Below are 17,003 nucleotides of genomic sequence, written 5' to 3' on the forward strand. Positions count from 1 at the left end.
ATGCCTGGTCGCCTTTACGCCCTCCTCGTCGGCATCGACGCCTACCCGTCACCCGTGCCGCAGCTGCAGGGATGCGTCAACGACGTCGTGGTCTTCGCCGACGTGCTGCGGCAGCGGGTCGGCGCGGACGACCTCGACCTGCTCACTCTGACCGACGCCGAGGCCACCCGGAGCGCGGTCACCCGGCACTTCACCGAGCACCTCGGCCGCGCGAGCGCCGAGGACGTCGCGCTGTTCTACTACAGCGGGCACGGCTCCCAGCAGGCCACGCCCGAGGAGCTGTGGCCCATCGAGCCCGACCACCGCAACGAGACGATCGTGTGCTTCGACAGCCGCCAGCCGGGCTGCTGGGACCTTGCCGACAAGGAGCTCGCCATTCTCGTCGGCGGGGTGGCGGCCTCCGGCTGCCACGTGCTCGTCGTGCTCGACTGCTGCCACTCCGGTGGTGGGACGCGCGATGCCGACGAGGTCGTACGGCTCGCTCCGGTCGACCCGAGGCCTCGTCCCGTGACGACGTTCCTCGACGGCGTAGCCGGGCTCGCGGCCACGGCATCGACGGCAGCGACGGCAACGACGGCACCGGTGGCATCGACGGCACCCACCGGACCAACGGCATCCACGGCATCCACGGCATACATGGCACCCACGGGACCGACGGCAGCAGCGGCCTCGACCTCGCGCTGGGATGCTGCCCCGCGCTGGTCGCTGCCCATCGCCCGTCACGTGCTGCTGGCGGCGTGCCGGTCCTCGGAGCGGGCCAAGGAAGTGACTGTGCTCGGGCGCCAGCGGGGCGCACTGTCGGCGGCGCTCGAGACGGCGCTGCTCGGCGGCGACGGGCGGCCGTCGTACCGGGATGTCCTGCGGATGGTGACCTCCGAAGTCCTGGGCCGCGTCTCCGACCAGCACCCGCAGCTCGAGTCGGCCGACGCCACCGAGCTCGACCGTCCGTTCCTCGGCGGCGCGATCCCAGCGACGCCGCGGCCCCTGACCCTGAGCCGTATGCCGGACGGCTGGTCCATCGACTCGGGCGCCGTCCATGGCGTCCCGGAGCCGATCGGCGACGACACAACCGAGCTCGCCGTGTACCCGCTGACCGGGGCGACCTCGGGTTCTCCACTCGCCACCGCCCGGGTGACCAAGGTCCTGCCCGACCGCAGCCTCGTGGCCCTCGCACCGGACCTCGACCCCGGTTTCGTGTACCGCGCCGTGGTCACGTCGATCCCGCTGCGACCCATGACGGTCTGCGTCGTCGGCGACGACGCGGGCACTGCCGCCCTGCGCGCCGCGGCCGACAACGCCGACGAGACCCTCGTCGACCTTGCCTCGGGCACCAGCACCGAGGTCGCCGACCTGGTCGTCGAGGCGACCCCCAGCGGCTTCGTCATCACGCGGCCCGGAGTCACTCGACCGCTCGTCCCCGTCGTGGCCGGCGAGGGCCGCGAGCAGCGGACCATCGCCGCGCTCGAACACGTGGCCCGCTGGCTGCGGCTCTCCGGACTGTCGAACGCGGGCACCCGGCTGCCCGCCGGGGCCGTGCAGCTGACCATCGAGACACCCTCGGGCGCGGTCGGGGCAGGCGGCACCGTCACCATCTCCTATGCCGGTGACACCGCTCCGCAGTTCACCGTGGGCCTCGTCAACACGACCCCCGAGCCCCTCTGGGCCGCGCTGCTCGACCTGACGGAGACCTACGGCATCTTCACCGACGCGTTCCCGGCTGGGTCGGTCGCCCTGGGGCCCGGCGAGGCCACCAGCGTCGACCTCGTCGGCCAGGTGTCGGACGAGCTCTGGCAGGCCGGGACGGTGTCACTGCGCGACCAGCTCATGGTGGTGACCGGCACGATCGAGTTCGACCCCAGGTCCCTCGAGCAGGCCGAGCTCGACGTCACCGCCGTCCCATCACCGGCGACCACGCCGGCGACGACGACCCGCGGCGCCGATGCCCTTTCAGCAGGCGGTCACGGCGACCGGTCCCTGGACGAGGCGTCCAACCTCGACCGTGCCCTCGATGGCACGCGGACCCGCCGGCTCGGTCCCAGCACGTCGTCGGCGGCCGTCGCGGACTGGCGCACCGACTCGGTGTTCGTCGTCACGTCACGTCCGCGCTGAGCCGGCCCGAGCGGCATACGTGGGCCTGCGTCGTCTGTCTCACCTGAATCGGATGATCCCAAAAGTGACGGGTGTGACGACGATGGAGGTGCCACGGGCGTCCGTGGTCGACCTGTGGTCGACGTCGAAAGGACAACTCATGTCTGAAGTGTTCCTCGCCCGCAAGCGCACCGGGTGGGACATCGTGCTTGGCATCCTGCTTCTGCTCGCCGGCGTCATCGTGCTCGCACACTCGGTGATCGCGACCGCCGTCTCGGTGCTGTTCATCGGATGGATGCTGCTGCTGTCGGGGATCGTGGCGTTCGTCGCCTCGTTCTTCCACCGTGAGGGCGGCCAATTCTGGCTCATTGCCCTCTCCGGTGCGCTGATGTTCGTGCTCGGCCTGTTCATGGTGCGCAACCCGTCGGTCGCGGCGCTGTCCCTGACTCTCATGGCCGGTGCGCTCTTCCTCGTCTCGGGCATCGTCCGCCTCGTCGTGTCGGCATCGAACAAGGAGGACCGCGTCGTGCTCATCATCGGTGGCGTCGTCTCGACCATCCTTGGCCTCATCGTCCTGTTCAACATCTGGGCCGCGACGCTGACGCTGCTCGGGGTTCTCGTCGGCATCGAGGCACTCATCGAGGGCGTGACGCTGCTCATCATGGGCCGCTACCACGCAGAGACCGCTGAGCTCGCGAGCCCGGCAACGACTCCCCCGCCCGCAGCGACCGCCTGAGCGTGGCCGCTTGAGCGTGGCCGCCTGAGGCGCGCACCGGTGGCGGAACCCAAGGATGGGCCGGACGTGACTCGTCCGGCCCATCGCCGTCCACCCGGCTTCCGCCGTGGTCAGGTGCGGTCGCGCAGCCGGTCCATCTCGCGAGTGACCTCGATCTCGGTCGGGGGCCTCGTCATGAAGACATCCCAGGCATGCATCACCAGTCCGACGCCCCAGCCGGCGATCGGGAAGATCGGCCAGAAGAAGCCGCTCCCGGTCATCATCCAGATCGCGACGATCATGCCGTTGACGAGCGCATACACCAGCAGGTGCACGCGGAAGTCCGCCTTCTTCTTCAGCGTCTCGATGGCCTGTGCCCGCAAACCGTCCTCGCCCTGTGCTCCCGTGCGATCGACCGTCGCGTCGACGCGCTCGATGTTCGTCTCGTTGTCCATTGACGTGCACCTCCTGGTCCGACCATCGCGGAGCAGCGATCGCGGCGCCAGAGGCGAACGTCCCGCGGCCCAGTCGCGCAATGGCCTGCCTAGACACGTCTCGAGATGCCGAAAGGGCCGGACGAAAAAGCATGTCCGGCCCTACGTGCATCTGGTGGAGCTGAGGGGAGCCGTCGCTCGTGCCTCGCTCCTCCCGAGTCCCCCATACATATCCCTAGAAGCAAGAAGGGCCGGACGAAAAAGCATGTCCGGCCCTTCTTGCATCTGGTGGAGCTGAGGGGACTCGAACCCCTGACCCCCTCCATGCCATGGAGGTGCGCTACCAGCTGCGCCACAGCCCCGTACGGGTGTCACCTCGGTGAAGCGACTGCGTAACAATAGCGGGTCGTCCGGCTCGATCCCAAATCGGATCGGGCGCCGCCACAGGCGCCCCGGAGGCGCTCCGGCCGGCGTCAGCTCAGCTCCGCCAGGGGCCGAGGTTCCAGCCGGCGATCCGCCAGCTCTTCTCGTTGGAGAAGCTCTTCCCGGCCTCGACGAGCTCCACCCAGTGACAGTTGTCCAGCCCTCGGAGCACCCGGTCGGACAGGTCCTGCGACATCCCGACGAGCTCCGCCGCCGCCACTCGGCCCGAGACGCCGTGGGCCACCACGACCGCCGTCTCGCCGGGCAGGAGCTCCCGCTCGACCTCCCGCATCACTGCGCCGACCCGTGCGGCCACGTCGGCGCGGGTCTCCCCCGTAACGCCCTTGGGGACGTCCTCCCCTCGGTCGAGCGCCGCGATGAGATCGGGGTACTGCTCCTTGACCTGGTCGGCATGCATCCCCTGCCACTGCCCCACGTGCACCTCCCGCAGGCGTGCGTCGAGGCGCACGTCAAGCCCGGTCAGCTCGGCGATGGCGTCAGCCGTCGAGGCCGCGCGCCGCAGGTCGCTGGAGAACAGCAGCACCGGGCCGTATGCCGCGAGGTGCGGTGCGGCCTCGCGCACCTGTTCACGCCCGCGCTCGGACAGGTCGGTGTCCTTGTGCCCCTGCCAGACGCGCGCCGCGTTGTCGACCGTCTCGGCGTGCCGCATGATGACGATCCGCCGCGGACCCGGCGCGTGGGGCCCGGTGGTCACGCCTCGGCGTCCTCGGTCTCTTCCGACCTGGGGCGCTCGGGCGTGTCGATCGTCGACAGGTCGATCTCGGGGCAGTCCTTCCAGAGGCGCTCCAGGGCGTAGTACTGCCGCTCCTCCTCGTGCTGCACGTGCACGATGATGTCGCCGAAGTCCATCAGCACCCACCGGCCGTCCCGCTCCCCTTCGCGCCGCACCGGCTTGCTGCCGAGCTCACGAAGGCGGTCCTCGACCTCGTCGACGATGGCCCCGACCTGGCGCTCCGACGGCGCCGACGCGATGACGAACACGTCGGTCAGCGGCATCTGGTCGCTGACATCGATGGCCATCACCCTCTCGGCGAGCTTCTCGTCGGCGGCGACAGCCGCCGCCTTGGCCAGCTGGAGGGAACGTTCTGGAGCGGTCACGAGTCTCCTTGGGACAGATGGGTCTCGAGCGCGGCCCGCGTGGTCCTCGTCGGACGGGTCGACGGGTCGTGCAGGACGCTGCCCGCCTCGGCCGGCTCAGCGGCATACAGGCGGTACTTGTTGATGTACTGGACGACGCCGTCGGGCACGAGATACCAGACCGGCTCGCCGTCGGCGACCCGCGCGCGGCAGTCGGTCGAGCTGATCGCCATCGCCGGCACCTCCTGGAGGGTGACGCGGTCCTCGGGCAGGCCCTTGTCGGACAGGACATGACCCGGGCGGGTGACGCCGATGAAGTGCGCGAGCTCGAACAGCCGCTCGACGTCCTTCCACGACAGGATCTCGGCGAGCGCGTCGGCGCCGGTGATGAAGAACAGCTCGTCGTCGGGGCGGTCGGCCTTGATGTCGCGCAGCGTGTCGATCGTGTAGGTCAGTCCCGGCCGGTCGATGTCGACCCGGCTGACGGTGAAGCGCGGGTTGGAGGCCGTCGCGATGACGGTCATCAGGTAGCGGTCCTCGGCGGGTGAGACGCGGCGCTCGGCCTTCTGCCAGGGCTGGCCGGTCGGGACGAAGACCACCTCGTCCAGGCCGAAGAGCGACTGGACCTCACTGGCGGCGACGAGGTGGCCATGGTGGATCGGGTCGAACGTCCCACCCATCACGCCGAGGCGCATGCTCAGTGGTGGGACCCGTCAGGTCCGCTCGGGTGACGCGGGTCCTGCGCGGCCGGACGCCGCACCTTGTACGCGGTGTTGCGGAACGTCCAGGTGATCCCGAGAAGGACCAGGAAGATCGCGAAGACGATGAAGAAGTAGACGATCACGGGCATGGGGAGCTCGCGAGCGGCTTCCCCCTCGGCAACGAGCGCGAAGACACGATCAGACATGCCGTCAGCCTAGCGCCAGCCCCCGTATGCCGTCCGGCGGGCCGGGAGACCGCCGAGCGCTCCAGACTCGGCCCGGCGGAGCCACCCGGGCCCCACTGACCCGAACGGCTCGTCCCCTGCCGCGACCGCGTCGAGGACCACATCGCGCCAGTGCTGCGCAAGCGCGACGACCTCGGCGGGGTAGCCAAGCTCGACGCGGTGTTGCTCGAACTCGTCCTCGTCGTCGACGTACAGGTCGCCCTCCCGGGTCAGCACGACATCCAGGTCGAGGTCGACCATGGCCACCTCCCACAGCGGGGCGTCCGGGCCGTCCCCCAGCTGAGACCCCGGGGTCCGGCGCTGCCAGCGGGGCTCGGTCGTCATGTCGACGTAGACGCTGATCTCCTTGGGGTCCGGGTAGAAGCCCGCGGCATACGCCCCGATGTGCGGCACCATCGAGACCCAGCCGACCGCCTCCTCGAAGTCCATCCCCGGGCGGACGCACCGAGTGCCGGGCGGGGCATACCACCAGTGGCCGTGGACGTCCGCACCGAGATAGCGACCGGCCCACTCCCAGTGCGGCCCTCCGCCCCACTTCGTGAAGCGCCCTGCGACGGAAGTGCCGACGGCGAGGCCTCCGGGCGGCATACCTCCGACGGAAGGCAGGCCGGCCCGCGGCGTCCGGTCCCCGCGGCCCTCTGGTCTCGGCGACGTCACCGTCCGAACGGTACGGCACAGCGGGCTCCCAGCACGGTGACAGTTCGAGCCCACCTGCGGCCGTAGGCTAGATGTCATGGTTCCCGAGCTTTCCGTCGTCATCCCCATGTTCAACGAGGAGGAGGTGCTCCCCCTGCTCGTCGACCGGCTGCGCCCCCTGCTCGACGGGATGGGTGGGACCTACGAGGTCGTCGCGGTCGACGACGGGAGCAAGGACCTCACGGCGGCCCTGCTGCAGCGCTACCACCGCGAGTGGCCCCAGCTGCGGGTGGTCCGGCTGCGCGCCAACGCCGGCCACCAGGCCGCCATCTCAGCAGGGCTCGTGTGCGCGCTCGGCGACTACGTCGTGACCCTTGACGCCGACCTGCAGGACCCGCCGGAGATCATCCCCCAGATGCTCGCCGCCGCGAAGGACGACGGTGTCGACGTCGTCTACGGCGTACGAAGCGACCGGTCCACCGACACGTGGTTCAAGCGGTTCTCCGCGCAGATGTTCTATCGGCTCATCGGCCTCATGTCGCCGACGAAGGCGCACGCCGACGCGGGTGACTACCGCCTCATGTCGCGGGCCACGGTCGACGCGGTCAACAGCCTCCCCGAGCACAACCGCGTGCTCCGCTTCATCGTCCCCGCGCTGAACTTCCCGTCCGACACCGTCGAGTACAAGCGCGAGGAGCGCGCGGCGGGATCGTCGAAGTACCCGCTGATGAAAATGGTCAAGCTGTCGCTGGACTCCCTGACCGGCTTCTCGACGGCCCCGCTGCGGATGGCCACGTTCGCCGGCCTCGGCGGCGCGGTGCTCGCGCTGCTCCTGCTCATCTACACGCTGGTCGCCCGCTCGCAGGGGCACACCGTCGCCGGCTGGACCTCGACGGTGGCGATCGTCGCGGGCGTCGGGGCCGTCCAGCTCGTCTGCGTGGGGATCCTCGGCGAGTACATCGGTCGCATGTACGCCCACATGCAGGGCCGCCCGACGTACTTCATCGCCTACGACTCGATGACCACCGAGGTCCGAGAGCACGGACCCACCGACACGCCGCTTCCGGCGCAGCCGACCCAGGCCCCGATCCACCTGACCGGTGAGCCGGTCGCGCGACCGGTCGCACCGCTCGTTGCCGCCGGCTCTCCCGGCAACCCGAGCGCCAACGGGCACCCGGGCGCCACCTCGCCCGAGCGGACGCCGGGCACCCAGGGCACGACGCCGGACACTGCACCGGCCGGCACGCCGGAGCACACCCAGCTGCTCGGCTGATTCCTCGGCAGCCTCGGGTCCGGCCCCAGTGCCACGGGGTGGGCCCGGCGGTCAGCCCTGCACGCGGCCGTGCGGTCAGCCCTGCACGCGGCCGCGCGGTCAGCCCTGCACGTGGCCGCGCGGCTGTGCGCGCACGAGAAGGCTGACGCCCGGCAGGGACTTGACGGGCAGGTAGCGCTCCGCCGTGATGATGGTGCGCAGCCCGAAGTTGACGACCGGGTTGAGGTCCTCGAGGTCCGACCCACTGCTCGTCCGGCGGTGCATCGCGACCACCGGCCTCAGCAGCACGTTCCACGAGCGCACGTCCGTCACCTCGAACCGTCCACGGTCGAGCAGGTCGAGCAGGCCCTCGCGGGTGTACCGCCGGACGTGGTCGACCGCCTCGTCGTGGCTGGACCAGAGCCGCGGGTCGGCCGGAACGGCGACGAGGTATGTGCCGGTCGGCTTGAGCACGCGGTGCACCTCCGACACGGCGGCGTCGTCGTCGTGCAGGTGCTCGAGAAGGTCGAACTCGATGACCAGGTCGAGAGAGTCGTCCGCGAGCGGCAGGCTCGTGGCGTCGCCTCGCAGCGTGGCCAGGCCGCGCGTGTGGGCCACCTCCGCGCCGTCGGCGCCGTACTCCAGAGCGACGGCCTCCCAGCCGTGCTCACGCAGTACCCGGGTGTTGCCACCTCCGGCCGCTCCGATGTCGATGGCGCGGCCGGGGGTCATCCCGGCGATCGCCTTGGCAAGGAGGTGACGACGCTCGCGGTACCACCAGTGGGTGTCCTCCAGCTCAGCGAGCTTGCGGACCTCGGTGCCTTCCATGGTGGGACATCATGCCATCAGGTCCGGAGTGCCCCCCGCGCGCCCGTCAGCGCACGTGTCCGTCGCCCTCGACGACCCACTTGGTCGTGGTCAGCTCAGGCAGCGCCATCGGGCCACGGGCGTGCAGCTTCTGGGTCGAGATGCCGATCTCGGCTCCGAAGCCGAACTCGCCACCATCGGTGAACCGCGTGCTCGCGTTGACCATAACGGCCGCCGCGTCGACCTCCGCAGTGAAGCGTCGTGCGGCCGCACGGTCCTCGGTGACGATGGCCTCGGTGTGGCCCGTGCCGTACCGGCGGATCCGCTCCATGGCCTCGTCGAGGTCGTCGACGACAGCGACGCTCATCTCGAGGCCGTGCCACTCGGTGCCGAAGTCGGCCTCGCTCGCGAGGTCGTATGCCGCACCCGCAGCCTCGGCGTACTCGGTGACCTCCGGTGCCACGTGCAGTTTCACCCCGGCCCCGGCAAGGTCCGTCAGAGCCTTGGGAAGGAAGTCGGCCGCGACGTCGCGATGCACGAGAAGCGACTCCGCCGCGTTGCAGACGCTCGGGCGGTGGGTCTTCGCGTTGAGCGTGATGGCCTGCGCCTTGTCGAGGTCGGCCCGCCGGTCGACGTAGACGTGGCACACACCGATGCCGGTCTCGATGACCGGCACGGTCGACTCCTGGACGACGGTCTGGATGAGGTCCGCTCCGCCACGCGGGATGACGAGGTCGACGTAGCCGCGAGCGGTCATGAGGGCACGAGCAGCGTCGCGGCCTCCTTCCTCGAGGAGGGCGACAGCGTCGACCGGAAGACCTTGTGCGGCAAGGGAGTCGCGCATGGCGGTGACGAGCGCGTGGTTGGTGCTTGCTGCCGCCGACCCGCCGCGGAGGATGACCGCGTTGCCGGACTTCAGGGCTAGCCCCGCGGCGTCGACGGTGACGTTGGGGCGTGCCTCGTAGATCATGCCGATGACGCCCATCGGCACCCGGACCTGACGGATCTGCAGGCCGTTGGCGAGCGTGGACCCCCGGACGACCTCGCCGACGGGGTCCGGCAAGGCGGCCACGTCGCGCAGCGCCTGGGCCACCGCGCGCACGCGCGACTCGTCGAGACGCAGCCGGTCCTGGAGGCTCTCGGTCATGCCGTTGGCCTGGCCCCGCTCGATGTCCTGCGCGTTGGCCGCGACGACGGCGCGTGCGGCGCCCTCGACGGCGTCGGCGAGGTGGAGCAGGGCGGCGTCCTTCTCGGCGCGTGACATCAGGGCGAGCCGTCGCGAGGCGACCCGCGCCCGCTCGGCGAGACCGGTCACGTAGTCGACGACGGCAGGGTCGATCGCTTGCGTCATGCGACCAGCGTAGGTCTGCGTGGCGGCGGGTCACGCATCCTTTCCGTGGGCTGGGACCGCGAGGGCCGGCATACGACCCGTCGCGCAGCAGCGCGGGCTCGTGGATTCGACCCCAGGACCGTGAGATGGCGTCAGCCGAAGATCCCGCTGTAGGCGTTGAGGGCGGGCTGGCCGCCCAGGTGGGCGAAGAGGACGGTGGAGTCCCTGCCGATCTCGCCGGAAGTGACGAGGTCGACGAGCCCGGCCATCGACTTTCCCTCGTAGACGGGGTCGATGATCATGCCTTCGAGACGCCCGGACAGGCGGATCGCCTCGATGGTCGACTCGACCGGGATGCCGTAGAGGTCGCCCGCCCAGCCTTCGAGCACCGTGACCTCGTCGTCCCGCACGTCACGCTCGAGCCCGATGAGGCGGGCGGTGCTGCGGGCGATCCGGCCGACCTGGTCGCGGGTCTTGTCCAGCGTGGCCGAGGCGTCGATGCCCAGCACCCGTCGCTGGCGCCCTCCGGCGTCCTCGAGCGCGGCGAACCCGGCGATCATGCCGGCGTGCGTCGACCCTGTGACGGTGCACACGACGATGGTGTCGAAGAAGACGCCGAGCTCCTGCTCCTGGGCGGCCACCTCGTACGCCCAGCCTGCAAAGCCGAGCCCGCCGAGCGGGTGCTCGGACGCGCCCGCCGGGATGGCGTAGGGCCTGCCCCCGGACGCCTCGACCTCGGCAAGGGCGTCCTCCCAGGACCTTCGGATCCCGATGTCGAAACCGGCCGGGTCGAGCCTCACATCGGCGCCCATGATCCGCGACAGGAGAATGTTGCCGACCCTGTCGTTCACGGGGTCGTCCCAGTCGACCCACTTCTCCTGGACCAGGCGGCACTTGAGGCCGAGCTTCGCGGCCACCGCCGCGACCTGCCTGGTGTGGTTGCTCTGGTACCCGCCGATCGACACCAGGGTGTCGGCCCCTTGGGCGAGCACGTCGGGCACGATGTACTCGAGCTTGCGGGTCTTGTTGCCGCCGAAGGCGAGTCCGGAGCTGACGTCCTCCCGCTTGGCCCAGACCTGGGCGCCGCCGAGGTGCGCGCTCAGCCGGTCGAGCCGGTGCACGGGGCTGGGGCCGAACGTGAGCGGGTAGCGCTCGAAGTCGTGGATGGACATGCGGGTCTCCTTCGTGGCGTGCGTGGTCGGCGTGCTGGGTTCCCGGCATCCCGATGCTGATCGGGGATGCCGTTCAGGTGGGTCGGTCCTCGTCGGCGTCCTCGAGCGCCGCGATGAGCGGGCGCAGGGTCTCCCAGGTCTCGTGGGCGACCTCGGCCGCTGCAGCGGTGTCGCCCGCCTCGCAGAGGTCGGTGAGCCGGTCGTGCAGGGCGACGGACGCGCGGCCGGACAGGGACGAGAAACGGAGCCGCTCGAGTCGGCGCAGGACCGGGGTGAACTGCTCGAGGACCGTCTCGATCGCATGGTTCGCCGCGGCCCGGACCGCAACGGCATGGAAGTCGTCGTCAGCGGCGACCGCCGCCTCGGCGTCGCCGCGCCGCAAGGCCGTCGCAAAGCGGTCGTTCGCCTCCCGCATCGAGGAGATGTCACTCGCGCCGAGCTGGGGGGCGGCGAGCTCCACGGCGAGCTGGTGCATCGACGCGACGACGGCCTGGGCATCGCGGATGGCACGCGCGTCGAGCGTGGCGACTGTCGTCGACCGGCCCGGCGCGGCATTGACCAGCCCAGCCTGGCCGAGCCGGAGCAGCGCCTCACGCACCGGCGTCCGGCTCACCCCCAACCACGCTGCGACCTCCTGGTCGCGCAGCTGCTCTCCCGGCGTCAGGGTCCCGTCAACGATCGCGTCGCGCAGGCGGGTGTAGACGTCGTCGCGAAGCAGGGCCCGTCGTGGCGGCGCGTCGGTCTGCGGGATTGGCATGCAATATATTGCACATCACTCGGGCGGTTCGGTCAAGCCCTCGGTCGTCTCGCAGGTCGGGCCGGCAGCTCCCTCTGTCCCTACGGACACATCAAACCCGCGATCACCGACCGTCCACGCATGGTCGGCCACCGCACGGGCGACTTCGTATGTCCGTCGGCACGCCGACTGACGAGCCGGGCGTGGACGTGTCCACAGCGGCCCGTCACTGCTCACTAGAGTCGAGGTGTGTCACCGGGTTCGGTCATCAGCGGCGCCAGGCGCCTCGTCGTCAAGGTCGGTTCCAGCTCCCTGACCGGCACCGACGGCGGCATCGACCACGCCCGCCTGGTCGCGCTCGCCAACGCGCTCGCACACCAGCACCTGGCCGGCACGCAGATCGTCCTGGTCAGCTCGGGCGCCATCGCCGCGGGCTTCCGCCCCCTCGGGCTCGCGTCGCGCCCGCGAGACCTCGCGAGCCAGCAGGCCGCGGCGTCCGTCGGGCAGGGTGCCCTGCTGGCGGCCTACACCCAGGCCTTCGCGGCGCACAACATCGTCGTCGGCCAGGTCCTGCTGACGGCCGATGACATGACACGCCGCACGCACTACGCGAACGCCCGCCGCACCCTCGAGCGTCTGCTCGACCTCGGAGCGATGCCCATCGTCAACGAGAACGACACGGTCGCCACGACCGAGATCCGGTTCGGCGACAACGACCGGTTGGCGGCCCTCGTGGCGCATCTCATAGACGCCGAGGCGCTCGTGCTCCTGTCCGATGTCGACGCGCTCTACGACGGGCCGCCGAGCCGGCCCGGCACGACGCGGATCCCCGTTGTCCGCGGGCCGCAGGACCTTGTCGACGTCGAGATCCGCGGGAGCGGCTCGAAGGTCGGGACCGGAGGCATGACCACGAAGATCGAGGCCGCCCGGATCGCCACGGCTGCGGGTGTACTCACCTCGGTCACGGCCGCCGACCGTGTCGCGGACGTGCTCGCCGGAAAGGACGTCGGCACGGTGTTCCTGCCGATCGGCGTGCGAGGCCGCTCTCGCCGCCTCTGGCTCGAGCACGCCACCACAGCCCGCGGTCGGCTCGTGATCGACGACGGCGCCGTCACCGCGCTCGTCCACCGTAAGAAGTCACTCCTGCCTGCAGGCATCACCGCCGTCGAGGGCACCTTCCACGAGGGCGATCCGGTCGACGTGTGCTCACCCGCAGGCCTCCCCGTCGCCCGGGGCCTGGTCAACTACTCGTCGTCGGAGCTGCCTGCGCTGCTCGGCCGGTCGACGCGTGAGCTCGCCCGCGACCTCGGCCCCGAGTACGAGCGCGAGGTCATCCACCGCGACGACCTCGTCATCCTCTGACCCCGGTCAAGCCCGAGTCCCAGCCCCACCCGCGCGGTATGCCGTCCGGCCCGGCCACGCGGCATACCCGGGCGTGAGCGTGGGGCCGCCCCGCGGCATACCCTGCGACGCAGCAGCAGCCGCCCCGGCTGCCAGGTCCCTGGCAGGCGAGTGGCCACACACCCGCGGGAGGGTGCGTGGCCACTCGATGGGGCTAGTGCTTGTGCGACGTCAGTGGTGGGTCGCCACCTCCGCGCCGTGGCCGGTGAGCGAGCGGACCTCCATCTCGGCGTACTTGGCGGCGTTGAACTCCTTGCTCGTCACCGTCCCGATGTAGCCGAGGATGAAGCCGAGCGGGATCGAGATGATGCCCGGGTTGTCGAGTGGGAACCAGTGGAAGTCGACACCCTGGAGCATCGACGGGCTCTTGCCCGTCACCGGGTCCACCGGCTTGCCCGACACGACCGGGCTGAAGATGATCAGCGTGATCGCGCTGATGAGGCCGCCGTAGATGCTCCACAGAGCACCCCTGGTGTTGAACCGCTTCCAGAAGAGCGAGTAGAGGATCGTGGGCAGGTTCGCGCTCGCCGCGATCGCGAACGCCAGGGCCACGAGGAACGCGATGTTCTGGCCGAGGGCGAAGATGCCGCCGACGATCGCGAACGCTCCGAGGACGAGCGCGGCGATCCGAGCGACCTTGACCTCCTCCTCCGGCGTGGCGTTCCCACCCCGCACGACCGTGTTGTAGATGTCGTGCGACAGCGAGGCGCTCGCCGTGATGGTGAGGCCGGCGACGACCGCGAGGATCGTCGCGAACGCGACCGCAGAGATGATCCCCAGGAGGATCTCACCGCCCAGGTGGAAGGCGAGCAGCGGCGCCGCCGAGTTGACCGCGCCCGGTGCGCCCTTGATCTCCTTTGCACCGACGAGCTCGGCCGCGCCGAAGCCCAGGACCAGGGTGAACAGGTAGAAGATGCCGATGAGCCAGATCGCCCAGACCACGGAGCGGCGGGCCTCGCGCGAGGTCGGCACCGTGTAGAAGCGCATGAGAACGTGCGGCAGGCCGGCGGTGCCGAGGACCAGCGCCATCGACAGCGAGATGAAGTCGATCGGGTTCTTGTACTGCAGGCCCGGCTGGAGCAGGTCCTTGCCACCGGCCTCCTGCGACGCTGTCGACGCGTCGCCGAGCAGGCTCGAGAGGTTGAGGCCGAACTTGGCCAGGACCCAGATGGTCATGAGTCCGGCCCCGATGATGAGCAGCACCGCCTTGATGATCTGGACCCAGGTCGTGCCCTTCATGCCGCCGTAGATGACGTAGAAGATCATGAGCACGCCGACGATCGCGATGACGACGCGCTGCCCGACCTGGCCCTCGACGCCGAGCAGCAGGGCGACCAGGCCGCCGGCTCCCGACATCTGCGCGAGCAGGTAGAAGAAGGACACGACGAGCGTCGAGATCGCCGCTGCGATGCGGACCGGCCGCTGACGCAGCCGGAAGCTGAGCACGTCGGCCATCGTGTACTTGCCAACGTTGCGGAGCAGCTCGGCGACGAGGAGCAACGCGACGAGCCACGCGACGAGGAAGCCGATCGAGTAGAGGAACCCGTCGTAGCCGTTGATGGCGATCGCCCCGGCGATGCCGAGGAACGAGGCCGCCGACAGGTAGTCGCCGGCGATGGCGATGCCGTTCTGGCGCCCGGTGAACGCGCGTCCGCCGGCGTAGTACTCCGCCGCCGTGCGGTTGTTGCGCGAGGCCCGGATGACGATCGCCAGGGTGACGACGACGAAGAGGGCGAAGATCGCGATATTGATGGCCGGGTTGCCGACGCTGGTGGCAGCGGGTGCGAACGACGGCGCTGCGGTGATGACGGCGCTCACTGGTGGTGCCCTCCCATCTTCTGGGCGAGGGCCTCGGCACGCGGGTCGAACTCCCGGTCGGCCCACCGCGCGTAGTACATCGTGATGGCGAATGTCGAGACGAACTGCAGGAGCCCGAGGATCAGGCCCCACGTGATGTTCCCGAAGACGCGGGTGCCCATGAAGTCCTTGGCCCACACCGACAGGAACACGTAGAGGAAGTACCACGCCAGGAACAGCGCGGTCAGCGGGAACACGAATCGCCTGAACTTGTTTCTCAGCTCGGCGAACTCGGGCGAGTTCTGCATGGCGACGTTGGCATCGTCTTCCACGCGCTCGAGAGCTTCTTTGCTCACTAGGGCCACCTCCGGGGGCGGTTTCGTCGTGCGTGATCTCCTGGTTGGTCGGCGCGATCCGGCGTCCCCTGTTGCTCCGCGCCACCGACCACGCGGTCGGCTGCGTGCCACCGTAGGGACCGAGGGACGCGCACGGCAGGTAGCCGCCACGGCCCATCGCCCAGCGGCGTCGACTGGTCGGTGTGCGCAGCCTCAGCTGCGACGAGCGGTCACCCGTGCACGATGAGCGGTATGCCGTCCGGCGGGCTCGGACGACTCCCACCGCTCGGGGTGGAACGTCCCCCGGTTGAGGTCGATGTGCTCGGGCGCGTGCAGGCGCACCATCGTCTGCGCGACGTGCTCCGGCGCGTGTGACCGCGTGGCGAGCGAGACAGTCACCATGGTCGCGAAGGCGATCGGCACGCTGACCGCGGCGGGTTGGGTCATGACCACTCCGAGCCAGCCCGGCATCTGGACCCCGAACGTCGTCGACACGACGGCGGACATGGACAGCCCACCGCCGGCGAGAAGCCCGCAGATCGCGCCTGCCGCCGTGAGCCCGCGCCACCAGATGCCGAGGAGCAGCATCGGGCAGAAGGTCGACGCGGCCACGGCGAAAGCGAGCTCGACCGCGTGCGCGACCGGCACCCCCGCAGAGGCGAAGGTGAGCACGACGGCCAGCGCCACGGCGATCACCGTGGACAGGCGGAAGCCACGGATGCCCTGCCGCCGGCCGCTCCCCCACCGGACGATGTCCTGGCTGAGCACCCCCGCCACCGAGACGACGAGACCGGTCGAGGTCGACAGGAACGCCGCGAAAGCACCCGCCGCCAGCACCGCCGTGAGGCCCTGCGCGAGGGGGCCGTCGAAGACACGACTCGGCAGCTCGAGCACGACGGAGTCCGCCCTCCCCGCGGCGACGAGGTCCGAGGCGAAGAACCGGCCGAGGACGCCGTAGAGGACCGGCAGCAGGTAGAACCCCGACAGCAGGACCAGGACCACAAGGGTCGTCCGACGGGCCGCGCGGCCATCGGGGTTGGTGTAGAACCGGACGACCACATGCGGCAGGCCCATCGTGCCGAAGAAGGTCGCCAGGACCAGGGAGTACGTCAGGTAGAGGGCGTTGGGGCCTTGGAGGGGGCGGACCCAGTCGGTGACGTCGACCGCACCGACCTCGGGATGGTTCGTGCGCGACGCGAGGACGCCGAGGAAGAAGAAAGCGGGCAGCAGCAGGGCGAAGAGCTTGAGCCAGTAGTGGAAAGCCTGCACGAGGGTGACGCTGCGCATGCCACCGGGCAGCACGCTCAGACACACGACGACCGCGACCACGGCCTGGCCCACCCAGGACGGCGCACCGGTCAAGGTGCGCAGCGTCAGGCCGGCGCCCTGGAACTGCGGGATGAGGTAGAGCAGGCCGATCGCCACGACGAGCAGGCTCGAGGCACGTCGCGCGGTGAGCGACTCGAGCCGCAGCTGGGCGAAGTCGGGCAGCGTGTATGCCCCCGACCGGCGCAGCGGCGCAGCGACGAAGACGAGCAGGAGCAGGTACCCGGCCGTCCACCCCACCGGCAGCCAGAGCATGTCCACCCCGCGCGCAAGGATGAGCCCGGCGACGCCCAGGAAGGATGCGGCCGAGAGGTACTCACCACTGATCGCCGACGCGTTGAGCACCGGGCTCACCCCGCGCGAGGCCACATAGAAGTCGCTCATCGTCCGCGACAGCCGCAGCCCGAAAGCGCCCACCGCCAGCGAGGTGATGGACACGAGGACGACCGCGACGATGCTGGCGGTGTTGTTCATCGCTCAGTGCTCATCGCTCGGTGCTCATCGCGT

17 protein-coding genes and 1 tRNA gene are annotated in these 17,003 nt (G+C 70.2%); 4 read left to right on the forward strand and 14 right to left on the reverse strand.

Going from position 1 to position 17,003, the window contains the following annotated elements; translation table 11 throughout:
• The gene (locus ACYVLP_RS20855; protein WP_460629235.1) at positions 1–2,109 is read left to right on the forward strand and encodes a caspase family protein; all 2,109 of its coding nucleotides are present in this window, start codon (positions 1–3) and stop codon (positions 2,107–2,109) included.
• 139 nt (positions 2,110–2,248) lie between these two features.
• Entirely contained in the window at positions 2,249–2,824 is a 576-nt protein-coding gene (locus ACYVLP_RS20860) for an HdeD family acid-resistance protein (RefSeq protein ID WP_460629236.1), read from the forward strand.
• 110 nt (positions 2,825–2,934) lie between these two features.
• Here ACYVLP_RS20860 and ACYVLP_RS20865 read toward each other — a convergent pair whose 3' ends face one another.
• From ACYVLP_RS20865 to ACYVLP_RS20895, 7 genes are all read right to left on the reverse strand, one after another.
• Positions 2,935–3,258, reverse strand: coding sequence for a 2TM domain-containing protein (locus ACYVLP_RS20865; protein ID WP_460629237.1), 324 nt, complete (start codon positions 3,256–3,258; stop codon positions 2,935–2,937).
• 265 nt (positions 3,259–3,523) lie between these two features.
• A tRNA-Ala gene (locus tag ACYVLP_RS20870) sits at positions 3,524–3,599 on the reverse strand.
• A gap of 116 nt (positions 3,600–3,715) precedes the next feature.
• Positions 3,716–4,375, reverse strand: coding sequence for a histidine phosphatase family protein (locus ACYVLP_RS20875; protein ID WP_460629238.1), 660 nt, complete (start codon positions 4,373–4,375; stop codon positions 3,716–3,718).
• Positions 4,372–4,779 carry a ribosome silencing factor gene (gene rsfS / locus ACYVLP_RS20880; protein ID WP_460629239.1) on the reverse strand — a complete coding sequence of 136 codons (408 nt, stop codon included), beginning with the start codon at positions 4,777–4,779 and terminating at the stop codon, positions 4,372–4,374. Before rsfS ends, ACYVLP_RS20875 begins: the two co-directional genes overlap by 4 nt.
• Positions 4,776–5,453, reverse strand: coding sequence for a nicotinate-nucleotide adenylyltransferase (nadD, locus tag ACYVLP_RS20885; protein ID WP_460629240.1), 678 nt, complete (start codon positions 5,451–5,453; stop codon positions 4,776–4,778). The genes rsfS and nadD overlap by 4 nt, the downstream gene beginning before the upstream one ends.
• A gap of 2 nt (positions 5,454–5,455) precedes the next feature.
• On the reverse strand, positions 5,456–5,665 hold the full coding sequence (locus tag ACYVLP_RS20890; RefSeq protein ID WP_460629241.1) for a hypothetical protein: 210 nt from the start codon (positions 5,663–5,665) through the stop codon (positions 5,456–5,458).
• Positions 5,666–5,674: 9 nt separating this feature from the next.
• Positions 5,675–6,361 carry a DUF402 domain-containing protein gene (locus tag ACYVLP_RS20895; RefSeq protein WP_460629242.1) on the reverse strand — a complete coding sequence of 229 codons (687 nt, stop codon included), beginning with the start codon at positions 6,359–6,361 and terminating at the stop codon, positions 5,675–5,677.
• Between the two features lie 76 nt (positions 6,362–6,437).
• Between ACYVLP_RS20895 and ACYVLP_RS20900 the strand changes: the two genes are divergently transcribed.
• The gene (locus tag ACYVLP_RS20900) at positions 6,438–7,613 is read left to right on the forward strand and encodes a glycosyltransferase family 2 protein (protein WP_460629243.1); all 1,176 of its coding nucleotides are present in this window, start codon (positions 6,438–6,440) and stop codon (positions 7,611–7,613) included.
• A gap of 99 nt (positions 7,614–7,712) precedes the next feature.
• Here the strand turns inward: ACYVLP_RS20900 and ACYVLP_RS20905 are convergent, their stop codons facing one another.
• The 4 genes from ACYVLP_RS20905 to ACYVLP_RS20920 form a co-directional block, all read right to left on the reverse strand.
• Positions 7,713–8,420, reverse strand: a complete 708-nt coding sequence (locus ACYVLP_RS20905; protein WP_460629244.1) for a class I SAM-dependent methyltransferase — start codon at positions 8,418–8,420, stop codon at positions 7,713–7,715.
• Positions 8,421–8,466: 46 nt separating this feature from the next.
• On the reverse strand, positions 8,467–9,750 hold the full coding sequence (locus ACYVLP_RS20910; RefSeq protein WP_460629245.1) for a glutamate-5-semialdehyde dehydrogenase: 1,284 nt from the start codon (positions 9,748–9,750) through the stop codon (positions 8,467–8,469).
• Positions 9,751–9,881: 131 nt separating this feature from the next.
• Positions 9,882–10,901 carry a 1-aminocyclopropane-1-carboxylate deaminase gene (locus ACYVLP_RS20915; RefSeq protein WP_460629246.1) on the reverse strand — a complete coding sequence of 340 codons (1,020 nt, stop codon included), beginning with the start codon at positions 10,899–10,901 and terminating at the stop codon, positions 9,882–9,884.
• Between the two features lie 73 nt (positions 10,902–10,974).
• Positions 10,975–11,658, reverse strand: a complete 684-nt coding sequence (locus tag ACYVLP_RS20920) for a GntR family transcriptional regulator (protein WP_460629247.1) — start codon at positions 11,656–11,658, stop codon at positions 10,975–10,977.
• Positions 11,659–11,886: 228 nt separating this feature from the next.
• On the opposite strand from ACYVLP_RS20920, the gene proB reads away from it, so the two are divergent.
• Positions 11,887–12,999, forward strand: a complete 1,113-nt coding sequence (proB, locus tag ACYVLP_RS20925) for a glutamate 5-kinase (RefSeq protein WP_460629248.1) — start codon at positions 11,887–11,889, stop codon at positions 12,997–12,999.
• 210 nt (positions 13,000–13,209) lie between these two features.
• On the opposite strand, the gene ACYVLP_RS20930 is transcribed toward proB, so the two are convergent.
• The 3 genes from ACYVLP_RS20930 to ACYVLP_RS20940 all read right to left on the reverse strand — a co-directional run bounded on the left by ACYVLP_RS20930 (position 13,210) and on the right by ACYVLP_RS20940 (position 16,970).
• Complete coding sequence (locus ACYVLP_RS20930; protein ID WP_460629249.1) at positions 13,210–14,856, reverse strand: solute symporter family protein; 1,647 nt, start codon at positions 14,854–14,856, stop codon at positions 13,210–13,212.
• On the reverse strand, positions 14,853–15,143 hold the full coding sequence (locus ACYVLP_RS20935; protein ID WP_452268943.1) for a DUF485 domain-containing protein: 291 nt from the start codon (positions 15,141–15,143) through the stop codon (positions 14,853–14,855). The genes ACYVLP_RS20930 and ACYVLP_RS20935 overlap by 4 nt, the downstream gene beginning before the upstream one ends.
• Positions 15,144–15,383: 240 nt before the next feature.
• Positions 15,384–16,970, reverse strand: coding sequence for a sodium/solute symporter (locus ACYVLP_RS20940; protein ID WP_460629250.1), 1,587 nt, complete (start codon positions 16,968–16,970; stop codon positions 15,384–15,386).
• Positions 16,971–17,003: the final 33 nt, after the last annotated feature.

Source organism: Intrasporangium mesophilum (assembly GCF_054783095.1).

What these genes read in the sequence shown, in the direction of transcription:
- ACYVLP_RS20855 (WP_460629235.1), top strand. Translation starts at nt 1, where the DNA reads ATGCCTGGTCGCCTTTACGCCCTCCTCGTCGGCATCGACGCCTACCCG.
- ACYVLP_RS20860 (WP_460629236.1), top strand. Translation starts at nt 2,249, where the DNA reads ATGTCTGAAGTGTTCCTCGCCCGCAAGCGCACCGGGTGGGACATCGTG.
- ACYVLP_RS20865 (WP_460629237.1), bottom strand. Translation starts at nt 3,258, where the DNA reads ATGGACAACGAGACGAACATCGAGCGCGTCGACGCGACGGTCGATCGC.
- nadD (WP_460629240.1), bottom strand. Translation starts at nt 5,453, where the DNA reads ATGCGCCTCGGCGTGATGGGTGGGACGTTCGACCCGATCCACCATGGC.
- ACYVLP_RS20890 (WP_460629241.1), bottom strand. Translation starts at nt 5,665, where the DNA reads ATGTCTGATCGTGTCTTCGCGCTCGTTGCCGAGGGGGAAGCCGCTCGC.
- ACYVLP_RS20900 (WP_460629243.1), top strand. Translation starts at nt 6,438, where the DNA reads ATGGTTCCCGAGCTTTCCGTCGTCATCCCCATGTTCAACGAGGAGGAG.
- ACYVLP_RS20905 (WP_460629244.1), bottom strand. Translation starts at nt 8,420, where the DNA reads ATGGAAGGCACCGAGGTCCGCAAGCTCGCTGAGCTGGAGGACACCCAC.
- ACYVLP_RS20910 (WP_460629245.1), bottom strand. Translation starts at nt 9,750, where the DNA reads ATGACGCAAGCGATCGACCCTGCCGTCGTCGACTACGTGACCGGTCTC.
- ACYVLP_RS20915 (WP_460629246.1), bottom strand. Translation starts at nt 10,901, where the DNA reads ATGTCCATCCACGACTTCGAGCGCTACCCGCTCACGTTCGGCCCCAGC.
- ACYVLP_RS20920 (WP_460629247.1), bottom strand. Translation starts at nt 11,658, where the DNA reads ATGCCAATCCCGCAGACCGACGCGCCGCCACGACGGGCCCTGCTTCGC.
- ACYVLP_RS20935 (WP_452268943.1), bottom strand. Translation starts at nt 15,143, where the DNA reads ATGCAGAACTCGCCCGAGTTCGCCGAGCTGAGAAACAAGTTCAGGCGA.
- ACYVLP_RS20940 (WP_460629250.1), bottom strand. Translation starts at nt 16,970, where the DNA reads ATGAACAACACCGCCAGCATCGTCGCGGTCGTCCTCGTGTCCATCACC.